The following is an 18146-nucleotide window of genomic DNA, read 5'->3' as shown; positions in this document are numbered from 1 at the left end:
TTGGAGTGCGTCTCTTCGCGCGCCATCGTCTCGACCGTATTTCAATCGCGTCGGTCTTGCGGCCTTCGCGATACTAGCATCCCGAAGCCGCCATGGCGCGCAGAGTTATGAGGCGTGCTCAAGGCCGAAGTCGGCGGCGAGCATCGCTGCGCTGCGAGCGCTTGCAAAATCACAAGGAGTTTCAATTGTGTAGGAGTTCGTGGCTTGGTTCTGGATGGCGCGGTCGCCCAGTACTCATCTGCGAACCCGGCCCCGTTTCGGCTGGCCAACACCGCCTTTTCGAGCAAATCTCTACTGCCCTGATCCCGATCGAGGTGTCGTCGATTCGTCGGAGATCGGGTGGTCGGCTGACGGCAGGCCGGCCGAGCCGACCTGCCGAAACCGAGAAGCCCGCCGCGGCGGTGTTGCCGCCGCGAGAACGGGCGCGATCCTTATTACTTTTTGTCGCCCATGTGGTGCGGCGACGAAGCGGGGCCGCCCGTGTAGTGATGGCCACCGGACGCGCCGTCCTTCGAAACGCCGACCGTCTCCTTCTTGCCCATGTGGTGGGGGACCTCGGTCTTCGGACCACCGCTGTAATGATGGCCGTTCTTTTCCTTGTCGGTGGTCTGCGCCATCGCCGGCACCGCCAACAGGGAAACGATGCCGATCGCAGCCAAGAGCTTCTTCGTGATCATGTCCGTTCTCCCGGATTGTGGACCCGCCATCATGAGGCGCAGCCGGGCTTTCCGCTTTGAGGGATTGCAAGCAATGAACACTTGGTAATCCTGTCGCGACCGCGGCTTTGGTTGACGTGAATCAACTCGCATCAGGCGGCGATCGTCACAATCCATCCAAATGCCAGATCTCACGAGGATTAACGATGCGAAGCCCCACGCTTGCGGCAGCTTTGCTGCTCACGATCCTCAGCAATCCCTCGTTCGCGCAATCGCCTGCCGAGCACCAGGGTCATCATCCTGACCAGAAGGAGGCGCCGGCAGCCAAGGCGCCCGCGGCTCCGGAGCCGCCGCGCGGCACCGGACCGTCCCAGGGCATGACCAGCGGCGGCATGATGAACATGATGGGCGGCAACATGCCGATGTCGGACATGATGCGGATGATGGGCATGATGCGACAGTCCGGCGACGGCATGGAGACGATCGATCGCGTGGAGGGGCGGATCGCTTTCCTCCGGACCGAGCTCAAGATCACGGACGCCCAGGCGCCGGCCTGGAACGCGTTTGCAGACGCGCTGCGCGCGAATGCCAAGGCCCTCGGCGAGCTGCGAACCTCGATGATGTCACAGGCCGGCACCGAGCCTTTGGTAGACCGGCTGACCTGGCAGGAGAAATGGCTGTCCGCGCGGCTCGAAGCTACCCGCGCGATGAAATCCGCGTTGACCAATCTCGTCGGCAGCTTTTCCGACGAGCAGAAGAAGACCGCCGACGAACTGCTCGCGCCGCAGATGGGCATGATGCCGGCGATGCGGGGCGGAGGCATGATGGGCATGGGAATGCAGCCCGGCAAGCCGATGCAGTGAGGCCCTGCGGGACTCGTGCCGTTGATCTGCGTCAACAATGATGGCAGCCGCGCCTCTAAGCTATCAAGCGCCATAGGAGCGTGCAGATGTCGCTGCAGGATCATTCCGGGTATCGAGAGCGCCCTCGAGAGGGCTTGTCGGTCAAGGCCAAGGCCGGCCTGGTCCTGGTGGGATTTCTGGTCATCGCGGGCGCACTCCTGTTCACCGAGCACAGGGCCCACGTGCTCGGATTGTTGATCTGGCTTCCGCTTCTCGCCTGTCCGCTGATGCACCTCTTCATGCATGGCGGACACGGTCACCACCATGGCGGCGGCCGCCCCAACGATCCAAGGAGCGCGTGATGCACGACACCGCGCCCGCCTACGGTCTCTGGAGCCTCGTCATCGTCAATTCGGTGGTCTTCATCCTGTTCGCCTACAGCTTCTTCAAGCCGCAGACCGCCCGCGACTGGCGCTCCTTCGGCGCCTTCAGCGCATTTTTGGTGGCGCTGTTCGTGGAGATGTACGGCTTCCCGCTCACCATTTACTTCCTTTCGGGATGGCTGCAGTCGCACTACCCGAACGTCGATTGGTTCTCCCATGACGCCGGGCACTTGCTCGAGATGATGTTCGGCTGGAAGACCAATCCGCACGCCGGACCGTTCCACATCCTGAGCTTCATCTTCATCGGCGCGGGCTTCGTCCTGATTTCCGCGGCCTGGAGGGTGCTGTACGATGCCCAGCAGACCCGAAGCCTCGCCACAAGCGGGCCTTACAGCTACGTTCTCCACCCCCAATACGTCGGCTTCATCATGGTGATGTTCGGCTTCCTGCTGCAATGGCCGACGATCCTGACGCTCGCGATGTTCCCGGTGCTGACCGTGATGTACGTCAGGCTGGCTCACACGGAGGAGCAGGATGCCCGAGCAGAATTCGGAGACGCCTATGTCAGATATGCGGCCGATGTGCCGGGATTCATTCCGAAGTTGAGCCGGGTCTTTGGCACTGAGTCCACTGGAGGATATCGGCATGGTTAGCCGGCGGGCGGTCGGCGCTCTGCTCGGAGGCCTCTGGCTGGCCGGTTGCTTGATCGGCATAGCGACCGCTGCGGACACCGACCTCTCAAAAACGGCAGGAGGAGTGACGGTCTACCTGGGCATCGTGCCGGCCGAGATCGTGAAGGGCCTCCCGTCGGGCTCCACCACCGAACGACCGATGCACGGGCGCACCCCAAAGGGGCCGCATGAATATCACGTCGTTGCCGCCGTCTTTGATGCAGCAAGCGGCGCGCGTATTTCTGATGCCGTCGTGACTGCGGAAGTATCAGGATTGGGCTTGTCCGGCGCCAAGAAGAAGCTTGAGCCAATGCAGATCTCGGGCACCACGACCTATGGCGGCTTCTTCGACCTTCCCGGATTTGATCTCTACACCGTGAAGCTCACTGTCGAGCGCACCGGCGCGAGTCCGGCTGCCCTGCAATTCAAGTACGACCATCGCCGGTAGACCGGTCCTTATGGTGCGGAAAAGGGCTGACCGCCTCTGTTTCGATTGGTTACACCGATGTTTGATCTTGTCCTTTCGCAGCTTGACAATCGCGATGACGTGGAGGTCGTCGAGCGCAAGGGAGCCGGTCACCCGGACACGATCTGCGATGCCCTTGCCGAGACGCTGTCCCGCAATCTCTGTCGCGAGTACCTGCGCAGATTCGGCCATGTGCTGCACTACAATGTCGACAAAGCGCTACTGTGCGGCGGCAGGGCAATGCCTACCTTCAACGGCGGAAAGGTGACCGATCCGATCAGAATCCTCCTGGCAGGACGGGCCGTTACCAACGTCGGAAACGAAGCGATTCCAGTCGAGGACATTGCCATCGAGGGCTCAAGGGCCTGGCTGAAGGCCAATCTCCATGCGCTGGACGCCGATCGTCACGTCCGTATCGAGGCCCTGGTTCATCAGGGCTCGCAGGACCTGCAATCGCTGTTCTCTCGGGGGAGCGCAAGGCAAATTCCGCTTGCCAACGATACGTCTTTCGGAGTTGGTCACGCACCGCTCAGTGCGCTCGAACGCCTCGTGCTCGCAATCGAACAGGGAATTCACGGCCGCGATCGCGCGCGTGACCATCCGGCTTGGGGTGAAGACATCAAAATCATGGCTGTCCGAAGCGGAGAGGGCGTCAAGCTGACAATCGCCTGCGCCATGATCGGGCGGTTTCTTAACGACATGGACAGCTATCTGCAACAAAAGGCGGCGCTCGCCGAGTACGTCCGTGAACGCGCAAGCGAGCACGGATTTAGGGATTGCGAGGTGGCCGTCAACGCTGCTGATGATGCGGCGTCCGATAGCATCTATCTGACCGTGACCGGCACCTCAGCGGAGGCTGGCGACGACGGGCAGGTCGGTCGGGGCAATCGCGTCAATGGCCTGATCACACCTTGGCGGCCGATGAGCTTGGAGGCTGCCGCCGGCAAGAACCCCGTTAGCCACGTCGGCAAGATCTACAACATCTTGGCAAAGCGAGTAGCTGAGACATTGGTCAGCGCCATTCCGGAGGTCTCCGCAGCGCAGTGCCTCATCGTCAGCCGGATCGGTGCGCCGGTGTCCATGCCGGATCTCGTTCATCTCAGGCTGGCGACGAAGGACGGCGTTCCCCCGGAGGAGCTAAGAGAGCGAGGTGCGGAGATTGTATCGGATCACCTTGGCAGGATCCCGGAACTGGTCGGCGAGCTCGTCGCCGGAGCAACTCATGTCTACTGAGCGTCTGTTTTGAGAAAACCGAGCGAATTCAGCGAGCTGCCTGATCTAAATCAATCCAGGGGAGCCTCAAAGGCGGAGAGTGACTGCTCACACTGTTTGAGACGCAATGACCCAATCCGTCTTCACAGCCACGGCTCTGACCAAGACCTACGTCTCCGGCGAGGTGGCGGTCCATGCCCTCAACAATGTCGATCTTGAGATCGCTGAGCGAGAAGTTGTCGTGCTGCTCGGCCCCTCCGGCAGCGGCAAGACGACCCTGCTCAACATCATGGGCGGTCTCGACCGGCCGACCAGCGGCAGGCTGTTCTTCCGGGATATCGACCTGACCGATCTCGAAGACCGCGAGCTCACGAAGTATCGCCGCGACCACGTCGGTTTCGTCTTCCAGTTCTACAATCTGGTGCCGAGCCTCACCGCCTACGAAAACGTGGCGTTGGTCACCGAGGTGGCCAAAAATCCGATGCGGCCGGCCGACGCCCTCGCTCTGGTCGGGCTCGAGGAGCGGATGCATCACTTTCCGGCGCAGCTATCCGGTGGCGAGCAGCAGCGCGTGGCCATAGCCCGCGCGATCGCGAAACGCCCGGCGGTGCTGCTCTGCGACGAGCCGACCGGGGCGCTGGATTCGAAGACCGGCATTCGCGTGATCGAAGCGCTGCTCGGCGTCAACCGACAGCTCGGCACCACGACAATTATCATCACGCACAACGCCAGCATCCAGCAGGTCGCCGACAGGGTGCTGTTCTTCGCCGACGGCCGCATCTCCAGGATCCAGAGGAACGAGACCCGTCGCGAAGCGGCCGAACTCAGCTGGTGACGGCATGAGGGCGCTCGACATCAAGCTGTTCCGGGACGTCAGGCGAATGTGGGCGCAGGTCCTCGCCATCGCGCTGGTCGTCGGAGGCGGCGTCGCCACGCTGGTGCTCGCCGTCGGCTCGCATCGGTCTCTCGAAGAGACGCGGATCGCGTACTACGAACGGTACAGCTTCGGCGACGTGTTCGCCCAGGCGAAGCGCGCACCCAAGGCCCTCGCCGGCAGGATCGCGGAAATCCCCGGTGTCGCCGCCGTCGACGCGCGCATCGCGAAGCTCGCGCTGCTCGACATCCCAGGCTTTTCCGAACCGGCCAGTGGGCAGTTCGTATCCCTACCTGACAACGCCGAGCCGCACCTCAATCGGCTGTACATCCGTTCCGGACGGCTTCCGGAGCCGGGGCGGACAGAGGAGGTCGTCGTTAACGAGCCGTTCGCGCGAGCGCATGGGTTCTCCGAAGGGGCGCGATTCTCGGCCATTCTGAACGGCAAGAAGCGTGAGCTCGTCATCGTCGGCACGGCCCTGTCCCCCGAGTTCGTCTACACGGTCGGCCCGGGCGACCTGATGCCGGACGACCGCCGCTTCGCCATCGTCTGGATGTCGGAGAAGGCGCTCGCAGGCGTCTACGATCTCGACGGCGCCTTTTCGGCAGTTTCGGTCAAGCTGCAGCCCGGCGCCGCCGAGCGCGAGGTCATCTTGCAGCTGGATGCCTTGCTCGATCCCTACGGCGGCCAGGCGGCCCACGGGCGGAAGGACCAGACCTCGCACGCCTGGCTCGATCATGAACTCGACATGCTCAACAACATGAGCCGCACGCTGCCGCCGATCTTCCTTCTGGTATCCGCGTTCCTGGTCAATCTCACCCTCAGCCGGCTGGTCGCTCTGGAGCGCGAGCAGATCGGCCTCCTGAAGGCATTGGGCTACACGGACGGCAGCATCGTTCTGCACTATTTCAAGTTCGTCGCCATGATCGTGGCGGCGGGAATCGTCCTGGGCAGCATCGTCGGGACCTTACTGGGACTGCGCGTCACGGGGCTGTTCGGCGACTTCTTCCACTTCCCGTTCCTGGTGTTCGCGAAGGCGCCGGATCTGTATGTGATCGCCGGCGCGCTCAGCGCTGCCGCCGCGGCGATCGGCGCGTTGCGGGCGCTGCGCGAAGTCGTGAAGCTGGCGCCCGCAGTCGCCATGCAACCGCCGGCCCCTCCGGTGTACCGGCGGCTGCTCCCGGCGAGCATTCAGCTCGACGAAGTCGTGTCGCAGCCGACGCTGATGATGATCCGCAACATCGCGCGACACCCGGTCCGGGCCGCGTTCACGGCGCTTGGGATGGCGCTGGCCACCGCGATCCTGGTCGTCTCGCTGTTTACCCGGGACACGATGGAGCAACTGATCGACGTGACCTACTTCCTCGCCGACCGGCAGGACGCGACCATCGGCTTCGTCGAGAAGCGGATCGAGAATGTCGTGGAGCAGGTGAACCGGCTGCCCGGCGTTCTCGCCGCCGAGCCGTTCCGCGAGGTGCCCGTCCGGATCCGCCATGGCAACGTCGAGCGCCGGATCACGATCAGCGGCCGGCCCGCCGGTGCCGACCTGAGGCGCATCATCGACGTCGACCTCCGGCCGGTCGCGCTTCCGGAGACCGGCCTCGCGATCTCCGGCATGCTCGGCCACATCCTTGGGGTCGCGGCCGGCGATACCGTCGAGCTCGATCTGCTCGAGGGCGCCCGACATACCGTCACGATGCCGGTCGTGGCCACCGTCGAGGACTATTTCGGCATCAGGGGCATGATGGATATCGACGCACTTCGGCAGGTCATGCGCGAGGCCCCCGTCGTCACCAGCGTCAACCTCAGCCTCGACGAGAACCGGAAGGAGGACTTCTACGCGGCCGTGAAGTCCATGCCGACGGTCGCCGGTGTGGCGCTGCAGCGCGTCTCGCTGGCCAACTTTCGGAAGACGGTCGCGCTGCTCATCACCACGATGGCGAGCATCTACACCGGGCTCGCCGCCGTGATCGCGTTCGGCGTCGTCTACAACAACGCCCGGATCTCGCTGTCGGAGCGGGCGCGGGAATTGGCGAGCCTGCGCGTCCTCGGCTTCACGCGCGGCGAGGTTCTGCGCATCCTCCTGCTTGAGCTCGCCATCCTGACGCTGATCGCACAACCGCCCGGATGGGCGATGGGTTACGGGCTCGCGTGGGTCATGAAGACGAACCTGGCCGGAGAACTGATGCGCGTCCGCCTTGTCGTCGAGCATTCGACCTACGTCTTCGCCACGTCCGTGGTGGTGCTGGCCGCTGTCGCCTCCGCGGTGGTCATCCGCGAACGCATCGATAAACTGGACCTCGTGGCGGTCCTCAAGACGCGAGACTAGCCATGTCGGCAAACTGGACCAAACGTATCATCGGTGCTGCGGCCCTGGCCGGGATCGCGGGCGGACTGGCGTGGTTCGCATGGCCCCGGCCGGTTCTGGTCGATCTCGCGACCGTCGCGAAAGGCCCGATCGAAGTCACGGCGGACGACGACGGCAAGACGCGCGTCCGCCACGTCTACACCGTCTCGGCGCCCATCGCAGGCAAGGTCCTGAGGATTTCGCATCCGTTCGGCGAGCAGGGGCCGTCGCTTCACGTCGGCGACGAGGTCGTCGCCAACCAGACCGTCATCGCCTTGATGCAGCCGACACTGCCGGGCTTCATCGACGTGCGCTCCCGCGACCAGCTTCAGGCGGAAGTTGCGGCCGCGGACGCAGCCATCCAGCAACAGGAAGCCGAGGTACAGCGGATCGGAGCGGCGCTGGACTTTTCCAGGACCGAGTTCCAGCGGGCGCAGACGCTGTTGCGGACGCAGTCCACCTCGGCCCAGGCCTTCGATAAGGCGAAGTTCGACGTGGCCACGAACGAGGCCGCCTTGGCGAGCGCCAAGGCTCAGGTCGACATGCGGCGTGCGGTACGCACCAGCCTGGCTGCCCGGTTGATGGATCCAGCCAACGCTGCCCCGTCGGGGGAGCCGACCTGTTGCGTCCGGGTACTCGCGCCGGCGAGCGGACGGGTGCTGAAGATCGTCCAGGACAGCGAGGCGACGGTCCTGCCAGGGACGCCGCTCGTCGATATCGGCAACCCGCTCGATCTGGAGGTCGTGGCCGACCTGCTCTCGACCGACGCCGTGCAGATCAAGGTTGGCGCGCCCGTCCGGATCGACGGCTGGGGCGGGGCCCCGATCAAGGGCAAGGTCGTGCGCGTGGACCCCGCGGGCTTCCTGAAGGTGTCGGCGCTAGGCATTGAGGAGCAGCGGGTACGGGTGACGATCGATTTCGTGGATCCGCCCGAAGTGTGGTCCCAGCTTGGCCACGACTACCGGGTGGTCGTCCATGTGACCACCTGGAGCGCCACCGATGCATTGACCATCCCGGTGAGTGCCTTGTTCCGAAAAGGTGACCAGTGGGCCGTTTTTGCCGACGAGAATGGGCATGCCCGGCTCGAGCCGGTCCAGATCGGTCACCGCAATAGACACGTGGCTGAGGTGATCTCTGGACTGGCTGTCGGCGATCGGGTCGTAGTGCATCCGAGCGATCGGATTGTGAGTGGCGGGAGAATCGGACAGCGGGAGGTGCCCTGAGCTCGTGCCTTGATACCTCGTGTGGCCGCAGCCGAGCAGTCTCCGTGCTCCAGAAGGCTGGCGCCATCTGCAGTGGGTCGTGTTTGGGTGCGCCATAAGTTGTATGGTCACTTCAATAACATACGAGTTCGCAGTTTTATTCTGGATGGCGCGCCGTTCATCATCAGGCAATCATGCGCTCTTCGGCCGAAACGCGACGACTGATCCGGCCGGCTCTTCCTCGCCCATCGCCGCCTCGATCGCCTTCGCAAGTGCGGCCTGGTCGAACGGCTTTGCCAGGCGCGGCAGGCTGGATCGCGTGTCGCTCGGGAGGTCCGCGTATCCCGTGCTGAGGAGGATGACCGTCTCCGGGCGCTCCGCTGCGATGGCGTTGGCAAGCTGCAGGCCGGTCATGCCGGGCATGGCATAGTCGGTCACGACCAGGTCGACGGTGCGGGTGCGGCGGAGCAAGGCCAGCGCCTCATCGCCCGAGCGCGCCTCGACCACGACGTGCCCGAGATCCTCCAGCATCGCTGCCGTGTTCTCGAGCACCAGGAGGTCGTCGTCGACGACGAGCACGGAAAGCTGCCGGCTGGGCCGGGCTACGGCTGCCGGAGCCGCTATGCGCAGGTCCGGCACCGCGGTCTCCTCGGCGATCGGCAGCCAGATGTCGGCCGTCGTGCCCTCTCCGGGACGGCTCTTCAAGACGAGCCTGCCGCCGGACTGCTCGGCGAGTCCGTGGACCATCGACAGGCCGAGCCCGGTGCCCTTGCCGACGCCCTTGGTCGTGAAGAACGGCTCCTGGGCGTGCTTGAGGATCTCGTCGCTCATGCCGCAGCCCGTGTCGCTCACCGAGAGCGCGACATAGCCGCTGCTCGAAAGGCCGCCTTCGCCCTGCTCCTCGCGTGCGGCGATGGTGATCTGGCCGCCGTCCGGCATCGCATCGCGCGCGTTGACCGCCAGGTTGAGGATCGCCAGTTCGAGCTGGTTCGCGTCGACCTTCACCTTCGGCAGATGCATCGGGAACCGCGTCTCGACATCAATTCCGGCCTCGAATTTCAGCAATGACGCCATGCCGCGCACCAACTCACGGACGTCGACGACCGCCGGCCTGAGATCCTGCTTGCGCGCGAAAGCGAGCATGCGCTGGGTCAGGGAGGCGCCGCGCACCGCGCCCTGCATCGCGTTCTCCACCAGGCGCAGGATCTTCGGATCGTCCGTCGGCAGGCGCTTCTTCAGCAGTTCGAGGCTGCCGAGAACGGCCGCGAGCAGGTTGTTGAAGTCGTGGGCCACGCCGCCGGTGAGCTGGCCGATGGTCTCCATCTTCTGCGACATCATCAATGCTTCGCGCGCGCGGTCCAGCGCTTCCTGCGCCCGTCTCCGTTCGCTGACGTCGCGCACGATCTTCGCAAAGCCGGCGATTGCGCCGCTGTCGTTCCGGACCGCGACGATCGTTGCCTCCGCCCAGAAGCGGCTGCGGTCCTTGCGCACCCGCCAGCCTTCTATGGCGGACTTCCCCTCCCGCTCGGCTTCAACGAGCGCGCGCGCGGGCGCCCCGGCCGCGCAATCTTCCTCGGTGTGAAAAATGGTGTAGCTCGTCCCGACGATGTCGTCGCCATAGCCCATCAGCCGGCGCGCGCCGAGATTCCAGTTGCCCACGCGCCCGTCCGGATCGAGCATGAAGATCGCGTGGTCCGCGATGCCTTCGACAAGCAGCCGAAAGCGTTCTTCGCTGCGCCTCAGTGCGGCGGCCTCGCGTTGGGCGCGCTCCGCCGATGCCCTGTCATAGACGGCCGCCGCGATGCCGATGCTCAGGATCATGATGGTGATGCCGGCGAGCAGGAACGCGAGCGGCGCCTGACCGACGCCGAGATGGCCTGCCGGCCGGGCCATGGCGCTCGTCGGCAGGAACATGACGCCTTCCATCGCGGCATAGTGCATGCCGGAGATCGCAAGGCCCATCACCAGGCCCGCGAACAGCCGCTGCACCGCGTTGGTGTTGCGAAAGGCGAGCCAGAGCGCCACGATCGAGGCGCTGATCGCGATCAGGATCGAGAGCACGACCCATCGGGGATCGTATTGGATGAGGGCCGCCATCCGCATCGCGGCCATGCCGGTATAGTGCATGCCGGAGATGCCAAGTCCCATCGCGAAGCCGGATGCGAGCAGCGCCTGCGGGCGTCGTCCGACAACGGCAAAGGCGGCAGCGGCGACGACGATCGGAATGACGAGCGAGAGCAGAGTCAGGAATGGATCGTAGGAGATTTCGATTCCAGGCAGGCTGAAGGCCAGCATGCCGACGAAGTGCATCGACCAGATGCCGCCGCCCATGGCGATCGCCGCGGCGACCAGCCAGGATCGGCGGGCCCTTCCCGAAGCAGCTCGCATTCGGGTCGCCAGGTCCAGCGCCGTATAGGAGGCGAGGGCCGCGATCAGAATCGATAGCGCGACCAGAACGGGATCGTGAGAAGCCGCATGATGATGCATTTCGGCCAACGCTAGCCGAAGTTGCGTTCGGGCTTACGCATGAGGTCCTCCCCGACACCGAAATCGTCCGCGGCACCAAGACAGGCGCCGCAGGCGTCCACGACGTTCGAATCGACCGCCATGGTGCACGCAATCCTGCGGTGCCGCCACTCTCATGGTGTCATCGCCCCGGCCCGCGGGAACCATCCGTCAGGCCGGCAGCAGACCGGCCGCGCGGTAGCTGTCGATCAAGGTGTCGTAGAGCGACAGATCCGAGCGGCTCCGCGCCAGGAGCTGGGCGCCGCCGATCGCGGCGAAGATCGCCCGGGCGCGCCGTTCGCTCTCCCCGGAACTGCTCGGAGCCGCAGCGGCCAGGACCTTGCTCAGCCAGGCGACATTCACATCGGCAAAGGCCTGCACCTCCCGCTTCACCGCGTCCGGCAGGTCGTCATGCTCGGCAGCCATGAAGCTGCACAGGCACATGCGGTTGCCGTTCTCGAGCGCCTTGCGAAAGACGTCGGGATAGCGGTGCAGGCAGCGCAGCGGATCCGGGGTTTCCGCCAGCATGGCTTCGAGCGCCGCCGCGGTGTCCTCCCAGTAGCGCCTGGCGACCGCTGCGCCGAGATCGGCCTTGCTCGGGAAATGATAGTGGATGCTCGCGGCCTTGATGCCGACCTCAGCGGCGAGATCGCGGAAGTTCAGGCCGCCATAGCCGTGCGCCTGTGCGGTGCGTCTGGCGGCCGCCAGGATGGCTTCCCGTGCGCTGGTACTCATGTCGCCGCCTCACCGCTTCGTTATCTACCAAGTGACAGATAGGCTTTGACCGCCGGGTTTTGAAGGCTATAAATGTCTACCAAGTGGCAGGTAGAGAGAAGCAAAGAGGTTTATCGATGAAGATTCATGATTGGGCCACCGGCCCTTACCCGGCCCGCGTTCGCATCGCCATCGCCGAGAAGAATCTGCGGCCGCGCGTCACGTTCGTGTCGGTCAACCTGTGGAAGGGCGAGCACAAGAAACCCGAGTTCCTCGCCAAGAACTACTCGGGCACGCTGCCGGTGCTCGAGCTCGACGACGGCACCTTCATCGGCGAATGCACCGCCATCACCGAATATCTCGACGCGCTCGACGGCGCTCCCGTGCTCACCGGCAGGACGCCGCGCGAAAAGGGCGTGATCCACATGATGAGCAAGCGCGGCGAGCTGGAGCTGCTCGACGCGATCAGCGTGTACTTTCATCACGCAACGCCGGGGCTTGGGCCCGAGGTCGAGATCTATCAGAACGCCGAGTGGGGCCTGCGTCAGCGCGACAAGGCCGTCAGAGGCATGCATTACTTCAACGGCATTCTGAAGCAGCAGCCATTCGTCGCCGGCGAGGCCTTCTCGATGGCCGACATCACGGTCATCGGCGGCTTGATCTTTGCGGAGCTCCTGAAGCTGCCGGTGCCTGCGGAGTGCGAGGCACTTCGCGCCTGGTACGCCCGGATGCAGGAGCGCCCCAGCGTCAAGAACCGGGTGACGATGTCGGAGCCGGCCGAAGCGTCCGCCTGACATCGGGTCCGCGCTACCCGCGAATGCCTGCAGAAGCAGGCGGGTCCGAACTTGTCCCATCGATGAAGCTCTCAGTGAAGCGGAGGAATCCTTCGATCCTTGACCGGCTGACGCCGGCCGTGCGCATCTGCACGTTGTGGATGGGGCTGCCGCACCATCATTGATCTGAAACAACGATCACCTGCAGCACAAATGCTAGGGTGATTCGCAGGTCACGTCGCAAGGCTCCCCAGGCCGGTCAAGACAATCTCAGCGCGTGATGGAATCCGAGGACTTGATGGGACGACTACTGAATATCGTGACGCCACTGCATACTGCGACCAAGCGCGACTATATGGGGCGCATGAACGACGACAAGATCGGCTGCTCGCTGAAGGCGCGGGAATACGAGGCCGATTATTGGGATGGCGACCGCCGTTTCGGCTATGGCGGCTACCGCTTCATCGACGGGCGCTGGGCGCCGGTCGCGAAAGCGCTGATCGAGACCTATGGCCTGAAGGATGGGTCCAGCGTGCTCGACGTCGGCTGCGGCAAGGGCTTCCTGCTGTACGAGATGCAAAAGATCCTGCCGGGCTTGAAGGTCGTCGGCTTCGATATCTCCAAGCACGGTCTTGCAAATTCGCATGAGCAGGTGCGGCCGTATTTGTTCAACTATCGCGCCCAGGACGTCTATCCCTATGGCGACGACAGTTTCGACCTCGTCATCTCGCTCGGCACGCTGCACAATCTCAGGCTCTACGAGCTCGATGCGGCGCTCAAGGAGATCGAGCGGGTCGGCAAGAACAAATACGTCATGGTCGAGGGCTACCGGACCGTTGCCGAGCTGCACAACCTCGAATGCTGGGCGCTGACGGCGGAGTCCATCCTCCACACCTCCGAATGGATCTGGCTGTACGGAAAGCTCGGTTACACCGGCGATTACGAATTCATCTATTTCGAGTGACCGGGCGCGCCTCATGGATATCAAGACCGCGAAGGCTGCGATTCTCGTCGAGTCGGGCAAGCCGCTGATCGTCGACGAGTTCACCTTGCCGGATACGCTCGAACACGGCCAGGTGCTCGCGCACGTGCACACGTCGAGCATCTGCGGCGCACAGATCAACGAGATCGACGCCGTCAAGGGCGCCGACAAGTTCCTGCCGCACCTCTTGGGGCACGAAGCGCTGGCGACCATCGTCGAAACCGGGCCCGGCGTCGTCTCGTGCAAGCAGGGCGACACCGTCGTCATGCATTGGCGGCCGGGCAAGGGCATCCAGTCCAATACGCCGGTCTATTCCTGGCACGGCAAGCGACTCAACGCGGGCTGGGTCACCACCTTCAACGAATATGCCGTGGTGTCGGAAAATCGCGTCACGCCCGTTCCCCCCTCGATCGATCGCAGCAGCGCGCCGCTGCTCGGCTGCGCGGTGACGACCGCCCTCGGCGTCGTCAACAACGACGCGCAGGTCGCGATCGGCGAGGCCGTCCTCGTGTTCGGCGTCGGCGGCGTCGGGCTGAACATCGTGCAATTTGCCGCGATGGTCGGCGCCCATCCGGTCGTTGCGATCGACCGCCTCGACAACAAGTTGGAGATGGCGAGGCAGTTCGGCGCCACCCACACCATCAACTCCGACGCGGTAAAGGATCTGGCCGCCGAGGTTCGGTCCATCACGGGGCCTGACGGGCCCGACAAGGTCGTCGAGACCACCGGCGTCAGCCGTTTGATCGAGCTCGCCTACGAGGTCACCGCGAAGAAGGGCCGCTGTATCCTTGTCGGTGTTCCCCGCGACAAGGTCGAGATCTACACGCTGCCGCTGCACTTCGAGAAGGTGCTGAAGGGTTCGGAAGGCGGGCAGTGCCAGCCGGCGCGCGACATCCCGCGTCTCGTCCGGCTCGACGAAGCCGGCAAGGTCAGTTACCGCGGGATCGTGACCCACGAGTTCGCGCTCGATGACATCAACGACGCGCTGGATTTGATGCGCAGCGGCACGTCAGGGCGGATCTTGCTAAACATCAGCTGAACGCCGCGGCCGATGCCGATCACACCAACGACTGATCCTACCCGGTCCTCTGGTGGCGAGGCGCGGATGGCGTTGACAAGGCCGTGGCGAGCGCGGGTTGCACCGGCCGCCGGCCGATCATCAGCGACAGCACGGCCGCGACGATCCGCGTTGCGCCCGCGATCATAAAGGCCTGCAGATAGTCTCCCTGCGCCGAGCGCATGAAGCCGGCGAAGAAGTCGGCGCGTCCATCGGGAAGTCCACGATGCGCCGCAAGTGCACGCTCTTACGCGGCCGTACTGTCGATCGAACGGCGGATCTCCCGCTGCACTTCCGCGCTCGATAGAAACAGATCGTGATTGATGATGCTCCAGCCTTCCTGGGAAGCATCGACCACGCGCACGCCGAGCCGCTGGATGACAGCCTTCTCGGCGGCGCCGACCCTGGTCATTCCACCCGCGATTTGTCCCGACAGAGCCAGAGCGCGATCGTTCGTCGCGGCGATCACGGTGATCTTGCCGGCAAGCGGACCGATGCGGTGGATCGCCGACGTGAACACGTCCATGTCGATATCGGGTGCGGCAAACACGACCGTCCCGATCCTGCTCGTGACGGTGTCGCCGTATCGCGCATAGAGCTGACGCAGGCTCTCGAGCGTCAGCATTGTCCCCATGCTGTGCGCAACGATGTGCACGCGGCCGCCGCCTGACGTCGACACGAGGGAAGAGAGCACGCGTTCGAAATCGTCGCGGGACCACATCGCACTGTCCCGGTCATAGGCATAGTCGAACAATCCTGCCTTGGAGGGCCAGGAGAACACCATGGTCCGGCCGCGGAACTTGATCCCATCGGAGAGATGGGCGGCGTCGAGCGCGGCCGTCTCGAATGTCTGCTTGAAGCCGTGCACATAGATCAGCACGTCTCCTCCCGCGCCGCCCTGCGCAAGGAGATCGCCAATTTCGGCTTGCACCGGTTCGACCTGATCTAGGCGCCAATCGCCCAGTCCGACCGAGGCGAGAGAAAGTCGGCTCTCGTCCGGCGCCACCAGCCTTGCCCGAGCGACCGTCATTGCGGTCGCCCGCTCCGGCCCGAACCAGGGTTTCGTGCGGCCGCCCTTCACGGGCTTTCGTGTGGTGGCGACGAGCAGTGTGGGATCAACGGAAAGGGACGACGCGTCGTAGCGCGCGCCGGTCGCGCCCAAGCCTGCGCATCCGCCCAGCGCGAGAGTGCTGCCTGCCGAGACAAGCCCGCGCAGGAGCGCGCGGCGCGAAAGGGAATGATGAGAGTCGCGTTGTAGAAGATGTCGGACGATCACGCGGAACCTTTGGGAACTATGCCCACCATAGCGCCGCCCCGCCTAGCTCCCTGAACGACAATGGGGGCGAGAAGACGGCGGAGCAGCGTCCTGGCAGGTCGCGTGTCATGGCGTCCGTTCGCCGGTCTGCGAGCGATGCGACGAAGTTCCAACGCCTGGGTGGCGGTTGCCCATCAATGATGAGCCGACACGCCCCTGACGCATTGGGTCAACAGATCAACGGTGGCGAATTGGCCGACATGCGATGCACGGCTTTCGCCAGATCTCTCAGCGCCAGCCGAGCGCAGGCGCAACGTGCGTCAGGATCGCCTCGATCGCATGCGCGCAGTAGGCCACGCCCAGCTGGTTCGGGATCGTCAGCAGCAAGGTGTCAGCCTCCGCGATCGCCTCATCCTGCCGCAGCTGCTCGATCAGCACATCCGGCTCCGCCGCATAGGAGCGGCCGAAGATCGCCCGCGTCTGCGGGTCGATGAAGCCGATCTGGTCTTCGCCTCCGCGCTCCCCGCCGAAATAGGCGCGGTCGCGATCGTTCATCAGCGCGAAGATGCTGCGGCTGACGGACACGCGCGGCTCGCGGGCGTGGCCGGCTTCCTTCCACGCGGCACGATAGGCGCGGATTTGCGCGGCCTGCTGCACATGGAAGGCCTCGCCGGTCTCGTCGTTCTTCAGCGTCGAGCTTTGCAAATTCATGCCGAGCTTCGCCGCCCACACGGCGGTCGCGTTGGAGCCGGCGCCCCACCAGATCCGTTCGCGCAGGCCGGCGGTATGCGGCTCGAGGCGCAGCAGCCCCGGCGGGTTCGGAAACATCGGCTGCGGATTGGGCTCGGCAAAGCCTTCGCCGCGGAGCAGGTCGAGAAAGACCTCGGCATGGCGGCGGCCCATGTCGGCATCGCTCTGGCCGTCGGCCGGCCGGTATCCGAAATAGCGCCAGCCGTCGATCACCTGCTCGGGCGAGCCGCGGCTGATGCCGAGCTGCAGCCGGCCGCCGGCGATGAGATCGGCGGAGCCCGCGTCCTCCACCATGTAGAGCGGGTTCTCGTAGCGCATGTCGATCACGGCGGTGCCGATCTCGATTGTGCTGGTCCTGGCGCCGACCGCGGCAAGCAGCGGAAAGGGCGAGGCCAGCTGGCGCGCGAAGTGATGCACACGGAAATAGGCGCCGTCCGCGCCGAGCTGTTCGGCCGCAACCGCAAGCTCGATCGATTGCAGCAGCGTGTCCGCCGCCGAGCGCGTCTGCGACTGCGGCGAGGGCGTCCAGTGTCCGAAGGACAGAAATCCGATCTTTTTCATGGGGGCAACATATGGATGATCGGAAGAGTTTGCGAGACGTCGATCGGAGGAAAGATGGCAATACGGGGTGTGCACCCGTAAGCCCCCTTTGGGGAAACTGATTAGGCGCGGTCTGGACTGCTGCCCGATAGCGGGCCACGAACTCGGATCGCTCAACTTCAATCGGCCACCCGAGAAGCGTCCTCAGATGTCGCAACCGGTCAAATTCAATGCCTTGCGCAAGCCACCAAACGCCTTGAGCCGACAGGGCTCCGCATTGCTTGCGGCCTTTGAGCGCTGGAAGTTGGCAGTTCGCTTGACAGCGGTTGCCTTCGGCTTGGGACGTTCAGCGGTCGCGATCTTTTTCGGATTGTGCCGATGACGGACGATCGGCTCCGGCTCGGACGAGCCAATATGGGCGTCTTCTGGCGGAGCAACGCGGTCTTCCACCGAAGCAGTCTGTGTCGGCATCGCGCTGCTCACAGCGGCAACGTCGAGGCGGTCAGCCTTCGCCAGGGCGTCGTGTGAAGCAGAAGTGCCCGCGTCCTGCTCGGCAAGCGGCTGCACGATCGCGGCCGCGCGACGCGGTGGCGCTCTCAGCTCCATTGCCGACAGCATTCCTACACTCAACAGGATGAGGAGGCCCAACAACGCCATTCTCAGCATAATGCGCCTCTGACCCAGATTCGTGCCGCTGAAAATTCTCCGCGCCAATGAGGCAACTTGTCGACGGCTGCCGACTCGCGACAAATCATTTGCCGACAGGGTTAACGTCGGTGATGCTCCCGCATGTGCCGGTAATGCCGCCGCTCACGTCGGCTTCCGCGAGCAGACCGTACTTGGTCACGCGAAAATGGTCTGTCAGTGGCCCCGAGCCGAGCGCCACATGAGCGATCGTCATGTCTGCGGTTTGAGGG

At 64.4% G+C, this 18146-nt stretch carries 18 protein-coding genes; 11 read left to right on the top strand and 7 right to left on the bottom strand.

Features of this window, described 5'->3' with window-relative positions:
• Window positions 1–434 precede the first annotated feature (434 nt).
• Window positions 435–677 (bottom strand): hypothetical protein, encoded by a 243-nt coding sequence (locus BJA_RS40580; protein WP_028175482.1) that lies wholly within the window; start codon window positions 675–677, stop codon window positions 435–437.
• 185 nt (window positions 678–862) lie between these two features.
• On the opposite strand from BJA_RS40580, the gene BJA_RS40575 reads away from it, so the two are divergent.
• From BJA_RS40575 to BJA_RS40540, 8 genes are all read left to right on the top strand, one after another.
• Window positions 863–1519 carry a Spy/CpxP family protein refolding chaperone gene (locus BJA_RS40575; RefSeq protein WP_038966088.1) on the top strand — a complete coding sequence of 219 codons (657 nt, stop codon included), beginning with the start codon at window positions 863–865 and terminating at the stop codon, window positions 1517–1519.
• Window positions 1520–1605: 86 nt separating this feature from the next.
• Window positions 1606–1860, top strand: a complete 255-nt coding sequence (locus BJA_RS40570; RefSeq protein ID WP_038966089.1) for a DUF2933 domain-containing protein — start codon at window positions 1606–1608, stop codon at window positions 1858–1860.
• Window positions 1860–2534 carry a methyltransferase family protein gene (locus BJA_RS40565; RefSeq protein WP_038966090.1) on the top strand — a complete coding sequence of 225 codons (675 nt, stop codon included), beginning with the start codon at window positions 1860–1862 and terminating at the stop codon, window positions 2532–2534. Before BJA_RS40570 ends, BJA_RS40565 begins: the two co-directional genes overlap by 1 nt.
• A gap of 49 nt (window positions 2535–2583) precedes the next feature.
• Window positions 2584–3000, top strand: coding sequence for a hypothetical protein (locus tag BJA_RS40560; RefSeq protein WP_236842151.1), 417 nt, complete (start codon window positions 2584–2586; stop codon window positions 2998–3000).
• A 57-nt stretch (window positions 3001–3057) separates the two neighbouring features.
• Window positions 3058–4251 (top strand): methionine adenosyltransferase, encoded by a 1194-nt coding sequence (locus BJA_RS40555; RefSeq protein ID WP_011090712.1) that lies wholly within the window; start codon window positions 3058–3060, stop codon window positions 4249–4251.
• A gap of 106 nt (window positions 4252–4357) precedes the next feature.
• Window positions 4358–5065 carry an ABC transporter ATP-binding protein gene (locus BJA_RS40550; RefSeq protein WP_011090711.1) on the top strand — a complete coding sequence of 236 codons (708 nt, stop codon included), beginning with the start codon at window positions 4358–4360 and terminating at the stop codon, window positions 5063–5065.
• Window positions 5066–5069: 4 nt separating this feature from the next.
• Window positions 5070–7433 carry an ABC transporter permease gene (locus BJA_RS40545; protein ID WP_011090710.1) on the top strand — a complete coding sequence of 788 codons (2364 nt, stop codon included), beginning with the start codon at window positions 5070–5072 and terminating at the stop codon, window positions 7431–7433.
• Window positions 7434–7435: 2 nt separating this feature from the next.
• Window positions 7436–8674: an efflux RND transporter periplasmic adaptor subunit gene (locus tag BJA_RS40540; protein ID WP_011090709.1), complete on the top strand. Its 1239-nt coding sequence runs from the start codon at window positions 7436–7438 to the stop codon at window positions 8672–8674.
• Window positions 8675–8845: 171 nt separating this feature from the next.
• Here BJA_RS40540 and BJA_RS40535 read toward each other — a convergent pair whose 3' ends face one another.
• Together BJA_RS40535 and BJA_RS40530 are read right to left on the bottom strand one after the other, a co-directional pair.
• Window positions 8846–11140 carry an MHYT domain-containing protein gene (locus BJA_RS40535; RefSeq protein WP_011090708.1) on the bottom strand — a complete coding sequence of 765 codons (2295 nt, stop codon included), beginning with the start codon at window positions 11138–11140 and terminating at the stop codon, window positions 8846–8848.
• 189 nt (window positions 11141–11329) lie between these two features.
• Entirely contained in the window at window positions 11330–11893 is a 564-nt protein-coding gene (locus tag BJA_RS40530) for a TetR/AcrR family transcriptional regulator (protein WP_011090707.1), read from the bottom strand.
• Between the two features lie 116 nt (window positions 11894–12009).
• Here BJA_RS40530 and BJA_RS40525 point away from each other — a divergent pair, with 116 nt between their 5' ends.
• The 3 genes from BJA_RS40525 to BJA_RS40515 all read left to right on the top strand — a co-directional run bounded on the left by BJA_RS40525 (window position 12010) and on the right by BJA_RS40515 (window position 14666).
• Window positions 12010–12666: a glutathione S-transferase gene (locus tag BJA_RS40525; protein ID WP_038966091.1), complete on the top strand. Its 657-nt coding sequence runs from the start codon at window positions 12010–12012 to the stop codon at window positions 12664–12666.
• A gap of 277 nt (window positions 12667–12943) precedes the next feature.
• Window positions 12944–13609, top strand: a complete 666-nt coding sequence (locus tag BJA_RS40520; RefSeq protein ID WP_028175493.1) for a class I SAM-dependent methyltransferase — start codon at window positions 12944–12946, stop codon at window positions 13607–13609.
• A gap of 13 nt (window positions 13610–13622) precedes the next feature.
• Window positions 13623–14666: a zinc-binding dehydrogenase gene (locus BJA_RS40515; protein WP_011090704.1), complete on the top strand. Its 1044-nt coding sequence runs from the start codon at window positions 13623–13625 to the stop codon at window positions 14664–14666.
• 265 nt (window positions 14667–14931) lie between these two features.
• Here BJA_RS40515 and BJA_RS40510 read toward each other — a convergent pair whose 3' ends face one another.
• The 4 genes from BJA_RS40510 to BJA_RS40495 form a co-directional block, all read right to left on the bottom strand.
• On the bottom strand, window positions 14932–15960 hold the full coding sequence (locus tag BJA_RS40510) for an alpha/beta hydrolase (RefSeq protein WP_011090703.1): 1029 nt from the start codon (window positions 15958–15960) through the stop codon (window positions 14932–14934).
• Window positions 15961–16227: 267 nt separating this feature from the next.
• Window positions 16228–17250, bottom strand: coding sequence for an LLM class flavin-dependent oxidoreductase (locus BJA_RS40505; protein ID WP_063921560.1), 1023 nt, complete (start codon window positions 17248–17250; stop codon window positions 16228–16230).
• Between the two features lie 183 nt (window positions 17251–17433).
• Window positions 17434–17895 (bottom strand): hypothetical protein, encoded by a 462-nt coding sequence (locus BJA_RS40500; protein WP_011090701.1) that lies wholly within the window; start codon window positions 17893–17895, stop codon window positions 17434–17436.
• Between the two features lie 85 nt (window positions 17896–17980).
• The gene (locus BJA_RS40495) at window positions 17981–18130 is read right to left on the bottom strand and encodes a hypothetical protein (RefSeq protein ID WP_162494168.1); all 150 of its coding nucleotides are present in this window, start codon (window positions 18128–18130) and stop codon (window positions 17981–17983) included.
• Window positions 18131–18146: the final 16 nt, after the last annotated feature.

The sequence above is a fragment of the Bradyrhizobium diazoefficiens USDA 110 genome (assembly GCF_000011365.1).
Taxonomy (GTDB): Bacteria; Pseudomonadota; Alphaproteobacteria; order Rhizobiales; family Xanthobacteraceae; genus Bradyrhizobium; species Bradyrhizobium diazoefficiens.
Note: the sequence above shows the minus strand (reverse complement) of the source record. Positions and strands in the feature narration are given on the sequence as shown.

What these genes read in the sequence shown, in the direction of transcription:
- BJA_RS40580 (WP_028175482.1), bottom strand. Translation starts at nt 677, where the DNA reads ATGATCACGAAGAAGCTCTTGGCTGCGATCGGCATCGTTTCCCTGTTG.
- BJA_RS40575 (WP_038966088.1), top strand. Translation starts at nt 863, where the DNA reads ATGCGAAGCCCCACGCTTGCGGCAGCTTTGCTGCTCACGATCCTCAGC.
- BJA_RS40570 (WP_038966089.1), top strand. Translation starts at nt 1,606, where the DNA reads ATGTCGCTGCAGGATCATTCCGGGTATCGAGAGCGCCCTCGAGAGGGC.
- BJA_RS40565 (WP_038966090.1), top strand. Translation starts at nt 1,860, where the DNA reads ATGCACGACACCGCGCCCGCCTACGGTCTCTGGAGCCTCGTCATCGTC.
- BJA_RS40555 (WP_011090712.1), top strand. Translation starts at nt 3,058, where the DNA reads ATGTTTGATCTTGTCCTTTCGCAGCTTGACAATCGCGATGACGTGGAG.
- BJA_RS40550 (WP_011090711.1), top strand. Translation starts at nt 4,358, where the DNA reads ATGACCCAATCCGTCTTCACAGCCACGGCTCTGACCAAGACCTACGTC.
- BJA_RS40545 (WP_011090710.1), top strand. Translation starts at nt 5,070, where the DNA reads ATGAGGGCGCTCGACATCAAGCTGTTCCGGGACGTCAGGCGAATGTGG.
- BJA_RS40540 (WP_011090709.1), top strand. Translation starts at nt 7,436, where the DNA reads ATGTCGGCAAACTGGACCAAACGTATCATCGGTGCTGCGGCCCTGGCC.
- BJA_RS40535 (WP_011090708.1), bottom strand. Translation starts at nt 11,140, where the DNA reads ATGCATCATCATGCGGCTTCTCACGATCCCGTTCTGGTCGCGCTATCG.
- BJA_RS40530 (WP_011090707.1), bottom strand. Translation starts at nt 11,893, where the DNA reads ATGAGTACCAGCGCACGGGAAGCCATCCTGGCGGCCGCCAGACGCACC.
- BJA_RS40525 (WP_038966091.1), top strand. Translation starts at nt 12,010, where the DNA reads ATGAAGATTCATGATTGGGCCACCGGCCCTTACCCGGCCCGCGTTCGC.
- BJA_RS40520 (WP_028175493.1), top strand. Translation starts at nt 12,944, where the DNA reads ATGGGACGACTACTGAATATCGTGACGCCACTGCATACTGCGACCAAG.
- BJA_RS40515 (WP_011090704.1), top strand. Translation starts at nt 13,623, where the DNA reads ATGGATATCAAGACCGCGAAGGCTGCGATTCTCGTCGAGTCGGGCAAG.
- BJA_RS40505 (WP_063921560.1), bottom strand. Translation starts at nt 17,250, where the DNA reads ATGAAAAAGATCGGATTTCTGTCCTTCGGACACTGGACGCCCTCGCCG.
- BJA_RS40500 (WP_011090701.1), bottom strand. Translation starts at nt 17,895, where the DNA reads ATGCTGAGAATGGCGTTGTTGGGCCTCCTCATCCTGTTGAGTGTAGGA.
- BJA_RS40495 (WP_162494168.1), bottom strand. Translation starts at nt 18,130, where the DNA reads ATGACGATCGCTCATGTGGCGCTCGGCTCGGGGCCACTGACAGACCAT.